Raw genomic sequence first — 15,591 nt, forward strand, 5'->3', positions numbered from 1 at the left:
AAAGAAGTGTAGTGCTTCAGAATAAATCAATCAGATGATCGCACGATGGCTCCCAAAAGCTTTTGCACAAAGTTTCAAGATTCTCCTTGCCGTTACATTTATCAGTACTACATTTGCTGTGGTTGCATCCGAAGATAAGTCCAGTTACGGTAATCAACCTAACCTACTTCAAACTGAGATTACACAGCAGGATCTCAAAATCATTGAGCAATTAGTAGCTATTGCTGAACGCAACTCAGCCCAAGTGTTAGAAACAAAAGCTGCAATGGGATTAAATGCTTTTAGGGATGTCGTAGCTATCGAATTATCTCCGGGTCTAACTACAGTTTCAACATCACCCAATTCCCCATCTGAACGCTCAAATAGCTTTTCCTTAACCGTCACAGTTGACCCGATTAAATTCATCAGTACTTTTCAACAACTTCCTGTTTTACGAGCTCGTTGGCAGGAAGCTAGACAACAAAAAAGGTTAGCTATCATACAATACTATGTTGCTTATCTCCAAGCGCGTCAAGCAGCTTTAATTGCCACTTATCAAATACAAAAATTTACTGGAGGCTCAGGTATTGCTAGCCTTTATTCCCAAGCAACTTTTCCTAAGAATGTCAATCATCTTGCTAATCCTGATTACGTTGCAGCTGCAACGTCTACGTTAGAAGCAAACACACGCGAACGATTGACATTGGAAGAACTGGCAGCTTGTGTCGGCTTATCTTTGCAAGAAATGACCGTTATCATTAGCAAATAATAGATATTTTCTCAATCAGCACGTTCAACGCCACTAATTTTTAAAACATCACTCATGGTTGCACAATAATTTGGCAAGCCAAAACTATTAGGATTTATGAATTTTTCATAAGTGAAATGCCGATAGTTCATACAAAATCTATCCCAAGCAGCCATTTGAATACGAAATAGAACAATAATCAAATTAGCCAATGCTATAGAGATGGGAATGCGAAAGTAAATCTTTTTGCCCAGATAAGCACAAACTTGTTCTACTGCTTGATTAGCAGTTAACGGTGCTTGGCCCAAAACCAGCCGACGTGGTTGATCGTTCTCGGCAGTATGATCGATTAAATACCGCACTACAGTGGCAATATCTTGTGCGTGGATAAAGTGAAAACTGCCATCTGCTTCCAAAAAGCGAATCACATTAATATATTTCGTCACTTCTGGAATACCAGATGTGACAGCAGAATAAGGTTTATTCGCATCACCGCCCAATACTACAGTCGGAAAAACTGTGGTAATTTTGGGTGCGATCGCTAATTTTTCTTTTTTTTGTAAGCACTCATATTTGGAACGGATGTAATCTGTCCCAATTTCCCCGGCTTCTTTTAATGGTTGATTGTGGCGATCCAAAACGCTAGCTGTCGAAAAATAAATCACCTGCTGGCAACGTTCTGGATCTAGCAGTTCCAGTAACTCTATAGTCTTGACGACATTAATATCAAATGTCTCATCACCACCCCAAGCTGTGGCAGTGAGTACTGCCGTATCAATTGTGGATAGCAAATCGGCAAACTGGCGAATATTTTGCATATCACCTTGTAAAACGTTGATACCTGAACGGGCTTTAGTATCAACTTGCAGTTTGCTTGGGTTCCTAACTAGCAGATACAGTTCGTGATCTGTTTCTTTAATTAAGGCTTCTGTTAAATAATGACCTACACAACCACTTGCACCAGTCACTAAAATCCGTTTCTGGCTCATAGAAAATTTTTTAAAAGTAAGGAGTTAAAACTAAAGAGTTAAGAATAAAGTTAAAAGTTCCGAATTGCAACTGATAACTTATAACTCTGAAAATTTTAGATTTTGAATTTTGGATTTTGGATTGAAAGAAAAATCTAAAATCTAAAATCTAAAATTGTATGACTCCTAATTCTTAACTCCTGCAAAATTCAGTTCCTTTGCGGTTTCAAAGAAGAAAGCGACATTTTCTTCGGGAGTTTCTGGTAAGACACCGTGACCGAGATTGAGAATGTGACCCCAATTACCAGCTTTACGAACGGTATCGAGAATGCGATCGCGGATAAACTGTTTAGAGCCGAATAGCACGCCTGGGTCAAGATTTCCTTGAACTTTAACTTGCTTGCCCAATCTTGCTCGTGCGTCTGCCATATCCACTGCCCAGTCTACACTGACTATATCAGCGCCAGATTGTGCCATTCTTTCCAACACACCCGCACTACCGCTAACTAGCAGAATCAAAGGTGTATCGGGGTGGGTTTGCTTAACCTGCTGGAAAACTCTCTGCTGATAGGGGAGAGCAAAGGTGTCATAATCTTGAGGACTCAATTGACCCGCCCAAGAATCGAACATTTGCACAACTTGAGCGCCAGAGTCAATTTGGTAGCGGGCATAGATGGCGATCGCATCTGCTAATTTAGTTAACAGTTGATGCAGTATCGTCGGATCTGAGAATGCCATGTTTTTGATGATGGAGTAGGTTTTAGAACCTTTTCCTTCAACTGCATAAGCTGCTAATGTCCACGGCGCACCCACAAAGCCTAACACTGTTGATTTATCGCCTACTTCAGAACGCAACGCTTGTAAAATTGTCTTGATAAATGGTAGAGCAGCTTCTGGTTCTAAGGGATGCAGACGATCAATTTGTTCTTGAGTGCGGAGGGGGGAGTGAATGATTGGTCCTTTACCTTCCGCAATATCCATGTCAATGCCCAAACCAGGTAATGGGGTGACAATATCAGAAAATAAAATTACTCCATCTGGTTGGAAGGCTTTCCACGGTTGCAAGGAAACTTCAATTGCTACATCTGGAATTTCCGAGCGATCGCGAAACGAAGGATACTTCTCTCTTAAGTCTCGATATGCTTTCATATATCGTCCCGCTTGTCGCATCATCCATACAGGGGGACGATCTACTACTTCACCACGAGCAGCCCGTAAGAGATGAGGAGTCGTTGAAGAAACACCCATTTATCACTTCATCCTAAGTCACAATTTTTATGTCACTGTTTAGCTTATCATTCTGGGATTACGCTTTTTCAGCAGGGTTGGAGTAAAAGAGCTAGTCGCTTTCTACCAAAGGAAAGTTGGGAATAGGATAAAACAATAATTAACAATGAAAGTGGAATATAAAAGAATTTCGGCACTCTTTTGTGTTTTCTCCACTCCCTACTCCCTAACTTGTTATGCAAACTGACTCTAACAGTCCCGATCGTGTTGCATCTGCTAATAATGAGCCTAACCTAGTAAAGTTTTTGATTCCGCGATCGCAGCGACAGAGGTTCTTTATTCAGTTTACCTTAATGACCCTCATTGGATGGGTTGTGGGTGGCGTTGCCAGTATCGCCTTAGAGAAAATTATTCTCCAAAGCTCACCGAGTATTGCTCTCCAGGCACAAACATGGAGTATTTTGGTCAGAAGTTTCAGTAACGTTATATTTGCCGTGATTTTTGCTGCTGACCAAGCCCTGATCGTTTACCGATATTTACCGGGTTTGCAATGGCTATTTGCGACTAGCATTGGTTGGCTGATTGCCAACGGTGTTTCTACAGCCTGGATTAACTACATTTCATCCATAGCCTCGTCATCACCTGAAGAAACTTTTATTTTCGGATTTTTATCTGCGATCGCATATATAATTTCTGGTGTTTGGCTAGGGCTTTGCCAATGGCTGGTACTGAGGCGATATACAGCAGGTATTTGGTGGTGGAATTTTTTACCCTCAATTGCTTTCTTATTAATTACTATTTTGGTTTGGTTGCTTTTTCTGGTGCAAAATCTGATTCCAGAAGCCAACCGTACTTTTATACTGTATTGGAGTGGACAAGGATTTACAGCACTAATTTTGGGAATTGTACCAGCAATTGGCTTATGTACCTTGAAAAGAAATTCACATCGCCGGAGTGGAATTTCTGGTTAATCATAATTAAGCTAGTTAGGATTTTAGATTCCATCTAAATTATAGGGAATCCCAAATTGAATCGAGGTTTGCTTGAGCTTGTTTGAGTGCTGTTTCTGGAGATGCCCCTAACATGGTGGCTTCGATAGCTTGACCTAAACTCTCAGACAAACGACTATAGCCAGGAATGATGGGTCGAGAACCGGACACAGGCATTTGGTCAATAAAGACTTTCAAAACAGGTTTTTGCTGGAGAATTTCTTGATAAGCCTGACTTTGGGCAGATTTAATGTTAACTGGTAAAAAACCTGTCCCTATACTCCATTCTGTTTGGAATTCTTCACTTAAAACATACTCTAAAAATTTGAGTGCTGCTTGCTCTCTTTCTGGTGTACTCTTCATCAAATACATATTTCCAGTGCCTGTTACCGTAGCAGCTTTGACACTTGCAGGTATGGGGAATACGTTAAAGTCAACATTAGACTTCATGATATAAGTCCAAGGGCCTGTGATCTGCATTGCAACGCGACCCGCAATAAAAGCATCTTCTTCATAACCTCGCTCTGGCGAAGAAAGGGTTGCTGAACCATCTTTTAATAGGTCTTGCCAAAATTGCAAGGCTGCGATCGCACCTGGATTCGTCAAATTCGGATGGTTATTTGTTACAATTTCTCCGCCAGCGCTCAATAAAAAGGGGAACCAACTAAAAACAGTCCATTCACCCTTTCCTAAAGGCAATAGCATTCCGTATTGTTCCGGTCGATTATCGCCATTCCGGTCTATAGTCAATTTTTTGGCAACTTCCCTCAACTCTTCCCAAGTCTTAGGAATTTGCGTAATTCCCGCAGCTTGGAAAAGTTTAGGTCGGTAAAAAATGCCTACATTGCTAGTGGAAATTGGAATTGACCAAAGATGACCATCTAATTTTAATTCCTCCCATAAGTTGGGGCTAATTTCCGACTTCAATGGAAACTTGTCCAGCCATTTATCTAAAGGACGAATTGCCCCTAGTTCCATAAACTGACCGGTCAATTGAGGATCGAATGACAGAATATCTGGAGACGCATTGCCCACAACTGCTGTTAATATTTTTGGCAATTGGGGTTGACCTACAAAGATAGATTCCACCTGTATATCAGTGTGAGTCTGATTAAATTTATCTACTAGTTTATCAAACACATCCCGATTAACAGGGGGATTGATTGATTGCCATAAATTCAGATGAATTGCTCTCTCATTCTTCTGGACTGTCCCCTGACAACCATATAAGAATATGAAAAATATACTCAGAATTATCCCTATTAGCGAAAGCCGCCAAGGAGAATTGGTCAACTTGCGGGAAAAATTCTGAATTTGGGATTGGAAAAAGGTAACTTTCATGCCCATTTTTAGAGGAACTTTGGAAAGTCTATATGTGTTGGATATTTATCACTTCACCCTTCTTAAACCACACCCCAGTGTAGTCAATTCGACGTAGATTAAATTGCTCATCTCTCAAACGCTCAAACTCATGTAAGGCTTTTTGACAACCATCCCAATGACCGTAGTCATCTACCTGAATCATGCCATTTGGCACAACATTGTCATAAAGATTATTGAAAATATCCATTGTTGATTCATACCAGTCGCCATCGGCATGTAGTAAGGCAATATTACCTATCTCAGACTTATATTGAGGTAATGTTTGAAAAAATAAACCCTTAACAGGTACAACAATATCTTGAACTTTTAATAATTCACAAATCAACTGTATATTTTCTGCAATTGGAGCTTTTAAAGTGCCAACTCCAAACCCCGTTTCATTTGCGGCTATTCCGTTGTGTAGATCAATTTCTATCGGTTCAGGCATTCCTTCAAAAGTATCACAAGCATAAACTAAACGTGGGCTAAGGCTGTAGCGCTGGATTACAGATGCTAAAAGCGCTGCTGCTCCCCCTTTACAACTTCCACATTCAACAAAGTTTCCGGGAATATCTTCTAGACAAATTTTCTTTGCTAGAGAGTAGAGTGAAAATAAACGTGCTTCACCCAATAAAGTGTAGGGACGGATAGCAGTAATAATTTCCAGAAATTCATTTACTGAATCTGTAGATAATTCACTCACATAATAGTCTTTTAAATGCTTTGGTAAATTCCAATTAATATCTGGATCGGGCTGATGTTTCACTGGCTCAATATTTCCGCGCCAAGCAACCCCCATAATTTGCATAGTTTGATAAATCATTGTGTTCCACCCATTTTGCTTTAAGTAATCCAAGCCTTGGGCAACGTCAGGAGCATTCAAATCATGAAATAAAATTAAAGCATCTGCTTCTGCAAATTGTTCGCAGATTATTGCATCATCGAGTGGACACGGAGCTTCATGAGAACCATCAATGAAAAACAACGACCACTTACGCTGTGATTTTTCTGCTAATTCCTCTACTTTTTGAGGACTATAACCGCTTACTAAATTAACTTTGTCAAGAACACCCGCAGACTGCAAAGAATTAGTTACGCTTTCATACATATCTTCTTTTTCTAGCAGGGGATCAATTACATCTAACTCTACTCCTGCTAAAGCTAAGTGACAAGCAGACCAACCATACCAGCAACCAATTTCTAAAGCTTTTTTACCTCTAAATTTTAGGGCAGTATTATAAAGAATGTGAGCTTCATCTCGGCTGAGAAATCCTACATACGTTTCTCTTTGATCTACATACCATTTATGGGGAATTTCGCCTCTTAAATAAGGCCAATCAGAAACACTGGTATCTTCTACAATCATGTTAGAAAAACATTGATCTGGTTTGATAATCTCAAACCCAACAGAAACATAATCTCCATCTGTTAACAATGCCCTATCAATAAATTCTATTGTTTCTTTATTCATGAGCTGTTTTTCCTTAAATATCCTAATTTATGCTGTAATACTAGCTATTCAATTCATCTTAATTGCTGTTATGCACTTTTATAATACACAGTTCATGATTGATGATCTACTAATGGTCAACCTTGCTAAATTCGTCAATAATCTGAATATAGTTTTTGATAATAGCACTAAAATTAAAATTTTCTCTGGCATATTCTACAATTTCTCTGCGAAAAAATTTATTTTTCTCAATCAATTCCCTGATTGTATCACAAACAACTTTTTGATTTTCCGCAGTAGCATTGGTTAAAATATCATCTGGTAAAACTCTAATAAAATCCTTTGAATGTAAATTAGCACTAGCAGATTCTGAAACAACTATACATAAACCTGCCGCCATTGCTTCTAATACTACAAGCGGTGCAACTTCTCCATCACTAATTAAAACTAAACAACTATAATTTGTAAGATAGGAATAAACTTGTTTTAAGCTCCATACACCTAAGTATTTTGTTGTAATTCCTTCTACGAAATCATGATCGTCTAAAGGGCCAACAAAATCCATTGGAATTTTACCATCTATTATTTCTGCCAATAATCTCTGCTGTTTTCTCGGTTGAATCCAACCTAAACAAATAGCTTTATTATTGCCTTGCTCTTGAAAATCAAATTTTTGACTATCAATCCCGTTTACTTGGGTTGATATGTATCCAGAGTAGCCAGCTTTCAAAAAAATATCTTTTGTTGCATGAGAAAGGGCTATTATTCCAGGTGCATTTAAGTAATGTTTAAATCCTTCTTTAAAATCCTTCTCCCATCTATTTTTTTTTAAAAAATAACCATTATGACAGCTAAAACAATACTTTTGTTTAAGGTTTTCGTTGAATGCTCTAACAAATTCATAGGCGTGTAAATGTACGAAATCGTAACTATTACTATTGATTTTATCTATAACTTCATCAACTTGTTTGGAATTAAAAATATCTATGTCATGCCCCATTTGTTCTAAAACATATTTGTAATCTTGGATCAGAGTTAAAATAGAATTTGATAAGGGAGGCGTAGGGATATAACCTCCAGCAATTAACGCTATTTTCATGTAAAATTTTCTCTTTTTTAGAAATTATTGCCCTACTATACTCCATTTAGTCTCATTATCTACAAATTAGAATAATTTAAATAGGTAAATATATATTTTATAATAGAATATGTTAATTTTATTGTGGCGTAGTTTTCATGCTCAACCCAAGCAAATCTTCTTTATTAAGTAACTTTGATAAAATTCACTTAAAGCATAATTTGGTATCCAGAAAGCATAGAGACAAAGTTACCAACAGAAAAGTATGAACTAAACAAATTAGTATACAAAGATTTTAATTGCTAAAAAGTAACTGCTTTCTATTCTGAGAAACTCTGAAAGCTTTACTTATTTAAATTACAGGTTTGGCATCTGTCAAATCATGATTATTGTTTATTAAAATACATTAACGACAGCAAATGTACCATAAATTATTATTTATGTCTACCCCAATGGGTGCTATAGGTTCAGGATTGGGAGGTGGAGTAGAGTTAACCCTATCTAATATTGCTACAGAGATGCTCCGGCGAGGACATAAATTAGAAATTGTTACACCGCAAGGATCTATCAGCAATTCATTACCTATTAAAGAAATTCCCGGAGAACTAATACAGATACCAGCGCAAAATCAAAGTCGTAGCGATCCGATTGTGCTGCATAAAAATTCTGTTTTAGCGAATATGTGGGATTATGCTCGTCAAGTACAAGCAGATTATGATTTGATTGTGAATTTTGCTTATGATTGGCTACCACTGTATTTAACACCATTTTTTAATTGTCCGATCGCACATCTGATCAGTATGGGTTCTTTAACAGATGTTATGGATCAGATTATTGAACAAATAGCAATCAATTTTCCGAATACTATTGGTGTTCACAGTCAAACACAGGCAGCTACTTTCACATTTGCAAAGCGGTGTATTTGTCTGCTAAACGGTTTGGATTTATCTATTTATCAATTTTGCCCAAAACCAACTCAGAACTTGGCATGGGTAGGTAGAATATCTCCTGAAAAAGGGCTAGAAGATGCAGTAGCAGCAGCAGAAATCACTGGTATTCCGTTGAAAATATTTGGGTTTAAACAGGATATATCTTACTGGGAAAAAATTTGCCAAGAATACCCTAATGCTCCCATCGAATATGTAGGTTTTTTACCAACGGTTGAGCTACAAAAAGAGTTGGGTAAATGTCGATCTCTTTTAGTAACTCCTCGTTGGATAGAAGCATTTGGAAATGTAGCAATAGAGGCGCTTGCTTGTGGAGTACCTTTAATTGCTTATCGTCGGGGTGGTTTAACAGAAATTGTCCAAGAAGGCAAAACTGGTTTTTTGGTGGAACCTGATAGTGTTCAAGGTTTAGTAGAAGCGATTAAGCATTTGGATGAAATTGACCGACAAACTTGTCGCCAGCAAGCAGAAACTCTATATTCTTTAGAAGCTATGGGCGATCGCACCGAAGAGTGGTTTCAAAAAATTCTGAGAAACTGATATAGTACTAATCTTGTTCAAGTTAGATATTATTCCTATAACAGGAGCTACCAATGCAGCAATCAAACGTTGAAATTAATCAAGAGTTCTGGAATGATTACGCCAAAAAATGGGATAAATCTCAAGTTATTCTAGGTAATCAAAAGATTACAGATGATGAAAGAGATAATTACATCAATTATTTAGGTGATGAATGGGCCACTGTAGAAGATGCAGTCAATATTGTAAGTGAATATATTACACCATTTATTTCTCAAGACAGCACAGTGGCAGAAATAGGTGTAGGTGGTGGTAGGATTGCCGCAAAAGTAGTTGAAAAGGTAAAAAAAATATACTGTTTCGACGTAGCAGAAGAGATGCTAAAAAAGGCTGAAGCAGCACTTAGTGAATATCCTCAGATAAAGTTTCATTTAATAAAAAATTCTCAATTTGAAGCTGAGTTTAACGAACAATTTGATTTTGTATATTCCTTCGATGTATTTGTACATTTAGATTTACTAACGATTTGGAAATATTTAAACAGTATTTATAAAATTCTCAAGTCAGGTGGGAAAGCTTTTATTCATACCACTAATATAACTACACCGAATGGTTGGGCAAGGTTTGCTGCGTACAATAATGACGAAGTATTGTATCAGCCTACTTCACCAGACGCAATTAAGTTGTTAATAGAAAAAGCGCAATTTAAAGTGATTAAAGAGTCCAGTCCAGATGGAAACAACTTTTATTCGGATCGGGATTATTTAGTTGTAATACAGAAGTAAATTAATCTTTGAGACTAATATAGATGATGGAATATTTGCGAAAAACTTATGATGCGTTGCTTGCCGCCGTAGGCATCGCTAATATTCCCGCATCCCCATCTAAAATTACCTCTATACCCACTGGTAACGCAGCATTCGGGCTATCATGACCAAAAGGTAAATCAGAAACAATCGGAATCCCCAAATCACCCAAGCGATCGCGCAATACTTCTTCTACACTAAAACTAGACACAGTTGGCGGCGCTTCACAGCGAGTAAAACCGCCCAAAGCAATACCGCAGACTTGAGATAAAGCACCGCTCAAACGCCACTGTGTCAGCATCCTGTCAATGCGATAGGGTGCTTCTGTGACATCTTCCAACGCCAGAATTACACCATCCAGATGTGGCAGGATTGGTGTAGCTAAAAGGTTAGTAGCCACCGTGAGATTACCTGGTAACAAAGTACCAGTTACCACGCCGCCACCCCACCCGCAACCTTTAAGAGGCGCGAGAGGACGACCTTCTACTGAATCGAATAATCGCTCAACTGACCAATCTGGCTCATCTGCCAAAGTTGTCAGCACAGGAGCATGAACGCCGGAAATTCCTGCTATATAAAGGCTCCACAATAAAGCTGTGATATCAGAAAAGCCAATCAACCACTTGGGAAGTGCTGAATTTTGTTGCCAATTCCAATCTTCTAAAATGCGGGTGCTACCAAAACCGCCTCTGGAACAGAGAATACCGCGACAATCAGGATCTTGCCATGCCGCTGCTAATTGCTGACGGCGGGTTTCGTCTGTCCCTGCCAGATAACCCCATTTGTCATCTATCTGGGGGCTGATTTCTACTCGATAACCACGCGATCGCCAAATTTCTAAACCCCGTTCAAATGCCTCAAATTCTCGCAAAGCACCACTAGGGGCAATTACTCGTAGTAAGTCTCCAGGTTTCAGGGGCGGTGGTAAGATTTTGGATGGCATGAAAAAAGTTAGGGGTGAGAAGAGACGCGATTCATCGCATCTGTACAAGGAGTTAAGAATAAAGACTATACCTTAGAACTCCGATCAAATTTTATTGAATTATTTTTGAAACCGATCGCCACAGTGGTTTTATTTTAGGTTCGCTTTGTATCTAACCGTGGATTTTCCTTAGCTGGATTTTGCGGTACAAGATAAATACCTCCAGAGATTAAAGTCAGGGCGACAGAAATCCAAAAGGCAAGCAAAGAGGGAGTTCGCCACACTTCACCCAAAGGCGCAATCAAAAGTGCGATCGCTACTATTTGACTAACAGTTTTGAGTTTACCCCAAATATTCGCTCCGGTAATCGTCGTTTGATTTACCCGCCAGCCAGCGATCGCTAATTCTCGCGCTAAAATCAAAAACACTCCCCAAGCAGGCACTTTTCCTAGTTCAATAAAAACCAGCAACGGCGCAAGTACTAGAAGTTTATCCACTAAGGGATCGAGAAACTTACCCAACTCACTAATTTGGTTGAGCTTCCGTGCCAAATAGCCATCTAACCAATCAGTCAATGCAGCAACGAGAAAAATCGCCAAACATATCCACTGAGCTTCAGGTGTGGGATTATATAAACCATAAAGCAGAAATGGTATCCCCAATAGGCGAGAGAAGGTAATCCAGTTGGGTATGGTCATAGGGAATTCAAAAATCAAACTTCAAAATTAACAACTGTAAAGCAACAAGCAGCCAAGCAAATATGCAAAATCTATGCAGATTAGTGTATCTGAGTGTGCCTGCGTGGGAAAATCTGTTTTCTGTAGCTCTCTTAAAACAATACTATGACTGAACACACAGACTCTCAATTCCGCATCGAACGCGATTCGATGGGCGATCGCCAAATTGCTAGTAGCTTTTATTACGGCATTCAAACGCTACGGGCGATCGAAAACTTTCCTATTAGTGGCATTAAGCCTTTAGCTACTTACGTAGATGCTGGATTAATCATTAAAAAAGCTACAGCAATTGTCAATGGAGAACTGAATTGTATTCCCGAAGATATTAGTCAGGCGATTGTCCAAGCAACTGATGAAATCCTGGCTGGGAAGTTCCGGGATCAGTTTGTCGTGGATGTTTATCAGGCAGGTGCTGGAACATCCCACCACATGAATGTCAACGAAGTTCTGGCAAATCGCGCCTTAGAAATTCTGGGTGAAGAAAAGGGCAATTACAAACGTGTTAGTCCTAACGATCACGTTAACTATGGGCAGTCTACCAATGATGTGATTCCTACTGCCATTCGGATTGGTGGTTTATTGGCATTATCCAAGACATTACACCCAGCAATAGAAGGTGCGATCGCATCCTTAGAAAACAAAGCTGTAGAATTTCAAGATATTGTCAAATCTGGCAGAACCCACTTACAAGACGCTGTACCCGTGCGTTTGGGTGAAAATTTTCGCGCTTGGGCGCACATTCTTACAGAACACCAAAACCGGATTTACACCGCCTCTGGAGATTTGATGGTGCTGGGTTTGGGAGGTAGTGCAGCAGGAACCGGTTTAAATACTCATCCTCTATATCGCGCCCGTGTAGTAGAAGTTCTTTCAGAATTGATTGATACACCTTTAGAACCTGCGCCCCATCTCATGGCAGCTATGCAGAGTATGGCTCCATTTGTAAATGTTTCCGGTGCTTTACGCAATTTAGCGCAGGATTTAGTCAAAATATCTCATGACTTGCGGCTGATGGATTCGGGACCAAAAACTGGTTTGAAAGAAATCCAACTTCCCCCAGTGCAACCCGGTTCCTCGATTATGCCAGGGAAATATAACCCAGTCATGGCAGAGATGACATCAATGGTGTGTTTTCAGGTGATGGGTTATGACAGTGCGATCACATTAGCCGCACAAGCCGGACAATTAGAATTAAATGTGATGATGCCGCTAATTGCCTATAACTTGATTCACAGTATCGAAATTCTCGGCAATACCATCGCTGCACTCACCGAACGCTGCATCGAGGGAATTACTGCAAATCAAGAACGTTGTTTAGCTTATGCCGAAGGCAGTTTAGCTTTAGTAACCGCACTAAACACCCACATTGGTTATTTAAACGCTGCTGCTGTCGCCAAAGAATCTTTAGAAACTGGTAAATCCCTGCGGCAAATTGTTCTAGAACGGGGATTAATGAGTGAAACAGACTTAGCCACAGTGTTAAATCTAGAACACATGAGTGGTATCTTACCGCTCAAAACAGAATAATAGATTATGGTGAATTGGGAATTGGGCATTGGACAATAATTAATAGTTCTTCTCCCCCTGCTCCCAGCTCTCTTGCTTCTTCCCCATTGTCCATTCCCCATTCCCAATCTATGCAGACTCAAAAACCATCTGTTAGTCTCATTCGGGCTACATCTTATGAACGAGAGGCTTTACGAGAATCCTTAGTAATTCTCCTAGAACCTTTTGGAGGAATAGCAGCATTTGTTAAAAAAGGCGATCGCGTTTTACTCAAACCCAATCTACTTACAGGGTCGCGTCCTGGTAAAGAGTGTATCACCCGTGCCGAACTAGTTTACGAAGTTGCCCAAATGGTAATTGAAGTTGGCGGTAAGCCCTTTTTGGGTGATAGTCCTGCTTTTGGTAGTGCCAAGGGCGTAGCAATAGCAAACGGCTATCTGCCTATTTTAGAAGAACTCAATCTTCCCATCATCGATTTTCACGGTCAGCGTTACCAAACAATTAGTGATAATTTTAACCATCTGCGACTGTCTAAAGAAGCAATGGAAGCAGATGTAGTGATTAATCTACCTAAAGTTAAATCTCATGCCCAGTTGACATTAACACTGGGTGTAAAAAACTTGTTTGGTTGCGTCCCCGGCAAAATGAAAGCTTGGTGGCACATGGAAGCCGGAAAAGATGCGAATAGATTTGGTGAAATGTTAGTAGAAACTGCCAGAGCTATTAACCCTAACTTAACCATATTAGATGGCATCATAGGTCATGAAGGAAATGGCCCTAGTAATGGTGAACCTCGCCAACTAGGAATTTTAGCAGCCGCATCAGATATATTTGCTTTAGATCGGGCAATGGTAGAAATTCTCAATGTTCCTCCTGAACAAGTGCCCACAGTTGCAGCTTCCCAAAGACTCGGAGTTTGTCCAGAACTAACTGCTATCGAGTTTCCACATTTAAATCCTGACTTATTAAAAATAGAAGATTGGCGGCTACCAGACAAGTTGATGCCCATTGATTTTGGTATGCCTCGCGTAATTAAGTCTACCTTTAAGCATCTTTACACCCGATTTATCAAAGAACCAATTAGTGTTTACGGAAGGAACTAAGAACTGGTAACTGGGGAAGAAGCAAAAGAGTAGGGGGAAAATTCCTCTCTCTCTGCACCCCTTACCCCTGCTTCTCTGCCACTTCTCCATGCCCAATTTAGTGCAAACTTCGTTACAGCAATTTCAATTATTAGCAGAGTAATCTGTAATTACCCTCCGATTGCTTAACCAGACCGCCCTATTATATTTAGTGGCGGTTTTTTTAGCTGATACGCCACTTTCTAAAATATTATTTACTCTACCTATATATAGATTGACAAAAAGGCAGTGACATTACACAGATATTAAGATTTAAATTCTGAAATATTTGTTTAGTGTTATCACTGAATTTATGCTGCCCAACACAGTTAATGTATCTGTATTTCTTCGGGAATTATGATTGGTTATAAAAAACATTCCTACCATTTCTTCTTTGGTGTCAAATATTTGTGTGTATAACTACTGGATAACAATCGAAACCATTGATAGATATTCAGTGCTTTCGCGGTTTTGTATTTTGTATCACAAATTAGCAATTCCAGTAAAATGACCTTATCAAAGGCATTTTAGGATGTTATACTCATGAAGTATCAGACAAATATGTTTTGCTAATTAATCTTTAACCAGCGAAAAAATGTAATTTATGATGCTGTCAAAGTTGGCTTTGCGTATGCAAACCATTACACCATACAGGGAAACATCTGAAAATATTAATTACAAAACAAAACATGATTTGTTTAGTTGTAACTTTGTATTAAGAACTCCATGTATAAAAAGGCTATTATGACAGTTGTCTAACTGGTTTAGATTGTAGGATGCTACACATTTTACAGTTTAAAAATAGCTAACATAGCATTAAGACTCTCAATCAGAGAGTAGACCTACACAGTGTTACGAATAACTTCAACTTTGTATGAATTCAAATAGCCAGTCTGCCAATTCTAACGACACATATTCCCAACGTTTGGCAGACATTGTGGGAACTGCGATCGCTCTATTGACTCTTACCCTACCCGTATTTGTCATCGCCCACTATTCTTCAACTAATGTTCAAAATAACCAGCAACCCCTGATCCAAAACCTACAAGGAAGTAAAGATTGATAAAGTTTTCCAGTAGCATTTCATCAGGAATAACCTGAATTTATATAGTATGACTCCAGGTTTCGGGTGTCTTGACAGAGTAGGGCAGAAATCCCCCCAACAGCAATCAAGGGCGGGGGAAAATAATACCATCTTGGAAAAAGCGTTGCGAATTAACTTCGCAACGCTT

The 15,591-nt window shown here is 39.2% G+C and carries 14 protein-coding genes; 7 read left to right on the top strand and 7 right to left on the bottom strand.

Features of this window, described 5'->3' with window-relative positions:
* Positions 1-34 precede the first annotated feature (34 nt).
* A complete protein-coding gene (locus NPUN_RS12750; protein ID WP_012409088.1) occupies positions 35-748 on the top strand; it encodes a hypothetical protein in 714 nt (237 codons plus the stop codon).
* 11 nt (positions 749-759) lie between these two features.
* On the opposite strand, the gene NPUN_RS12755 is transcribed toward NPUN_RS12750, so the two are convergent.
* The gene (locus tag NPUN_RS12755) at positions 760-1,716 is read right to left on the bottom strand and encodes an NAD-dependent epimerase/dehydratase family protein (protein ID WP_012409089.1); all 957 of its coding nucleotides are present in this window, start codon (positions 1,714-1,716) and stop codon (positions 760-762) included.
* A 165-nt stretch (positions 1,717-1,881) separates the two neighbouring features.
* Entirely contained in the window at positions 1,882-2,943 is a 1,062-nt protein-coding gene (gene hemE / locus NPUN_RS12760) for a uroporphyrinogen decarboxylase (protein ID WP_012409090.1), read from the bottom strand.
* Positions 2,944-3,158: 215 nt separating this feature from the next.
* On the opposite strand from hemE, the gene NPUN_RS12765 reads away from it, so the two are divergent.
* Entirely contained in the window at positions 3,159-3,893 is a 735-nt protein-coding gene (locus NPUN_RS12765) for a hypothetical protein (protein WP_012409091.1), read from the top strand.
* Positions 3,894-3,932: 39 nt separating this feature from the next.
* Here the strand turns inward: NPUN_RS12765 and NPUN_RS12770 are convergent, their stop codons facing one another.
* The 3 genes from NPUN_RS12770 to NPUN_RS12780 form a co-directional block, all read right to left on the bottom strand.
* Positions 3,933-5,252, bottom strand: coding sequence for an ABC transporter substrate-binding protein (locus NPUN_RS12770; RefSeq protein ID WP_041566121.1), 1,320 nt, complete (start codon positions 5,250-5,252; stop codon positions 3,933-3,935).
* Between the two features lie 28 nt (positions 5,253-5,280).
* Positions 5,281-6,744: a class I SAM-dependent methyltransferase gene (locus tag NPUN_RS38315; RefSeq protein ID WP_012409093.1), complete on the bottom strand. Its 1,464-nt coding sequence runs from the start codon at positions 6,742-6,744 to the stop codon at positions 5,281-5,283.
* 109 nt (positions 6,745-6,853) lie between these two features.
* A complete protein-coding gene (locus tag NPUN_RS12780) occupies positions 6,854-7,822 on the bottom strand; it encodes a glycosyltransferase (protein ID WP_012409094.1) in 969 nt (322 codons plus the stop codon).
* A 398-nt stretch (positions 7,823-8,220) separates the two neighbouring features.
* On the opposite strand from NPUN_RS12780, the gene NPUN_RS12785 reads away from it, so the two are divergent.
* Both NPUN_RS12785 and NPUN_RS12790 read left to right on the top strand, forming a co-directional pair.
* Complete coding sequence (locus NPUN_RS12785) at positions 8,221-9,288, top strand: glycosyltransferase family 4 protein (protein ID WP_012409095.1); 1,068 nt, start codon at positions 8,221-8,223, stop codon at positions 9,286-9,288.
* A gap of 53 nt (positions 9,289-9,341) precedes the next feature.
* The gene (locus NPUN_RS12790) at positions 9,342-10,052 is read left to right on the top strand and encodes a class I SAM-dependent methyltransferase (protein WP_012409096.1); all 711 of its coding nucleotides are present in this window, start codon (positions 9,342-9,344) and stop codon (positions 10,050-10,052) included.
* Between the two features lie 46 nt (positions 10,053-10,098).
* Here NPUN_RS12790 and NPUN_RS12795 read toward each other — a convergent pair whose 3' ends face one another.
* Both NPUN_RS12795 and pgsA read right to left on the bottom strand, forming a co-directional pair.
* Positions 10,099-11,016, bottom strand: a complete 918-nt coding sequence (locus NPUN_RS12795; protein ID WP_012409097.1) for a S66 peptidase family protein — start codon at positions 11,014-11,016, stop codon at positions 10,099-10,101.
* A 134-nt stretch (positions 11,017-11,150) separates the two neighbouring features.
* Entirely contained in the window at positions 11,151-11,693 is a 543-nt protein-coding gene (gene pgsA, locus NPUN_RS12800) for a CDP-diacylglycerol--glycerol-3-phosphate 3-phosphatidyltransferase (protein WP_012409098.1), read from the bottom strand.
* Between the two features lie 144 nt (positions 11,694-11,837).
* Between pgsA and NPUN_RS12805 the strand changes: the two genes are divergently transcribed.
* From NPUN_RS12805 to NPUN_RS12815, 3 genes are all read left to right on the top strand, one after another.
* On the top strand, positions 11,838-13,259 hold the full coding sequence (locus tag NPUN_RS12805; RefSeq protein WP_012409099.1) for an aspartate ammonia-lyase: 1,422 nt from the start codon (positions 11,838-11,840) through the stop codon (positions 13,257-13,259).
* Between the two features lie 110 nt (positions 13,260-13,369).
* Positions 13,370-14,341: an Npun_F2552 family protein gene (locus NPUN_RS12810; protein ID WP_012409100.1), complete on the top strand. Its 972-nt coding sequence runs from the start codon at positions 13,370-13,372 to the stop codon at positions 14,339-14,341.
* A gap of 892 nt (positions 14,342-15,233) precedes the next feature.
* Positions 15,234-15,422, top strand: a complete 189-nt coding sequence (locus NPUN_RS12815) for a TLTLP motif-containing protein (RefSeq protein ID WP_041565357.1) — start codon at positions 15,234-15,236, stop codon at positions 15,420-15,422.
* Positions 15,423-15,591 lie beyond the last annotated feature (169 nt).

Origin of the sequence: Nostoc punctiforme PCC 73102 (assembly GCF_000020025.1) — a bacterium.
GTDB classification, from domain to species: Bacteria; Cyanobacteriota; Cyanobacteriia; order Cyanobacteriales; family Nostocaceae; genus Nostoc; species Nostoc punctiforme.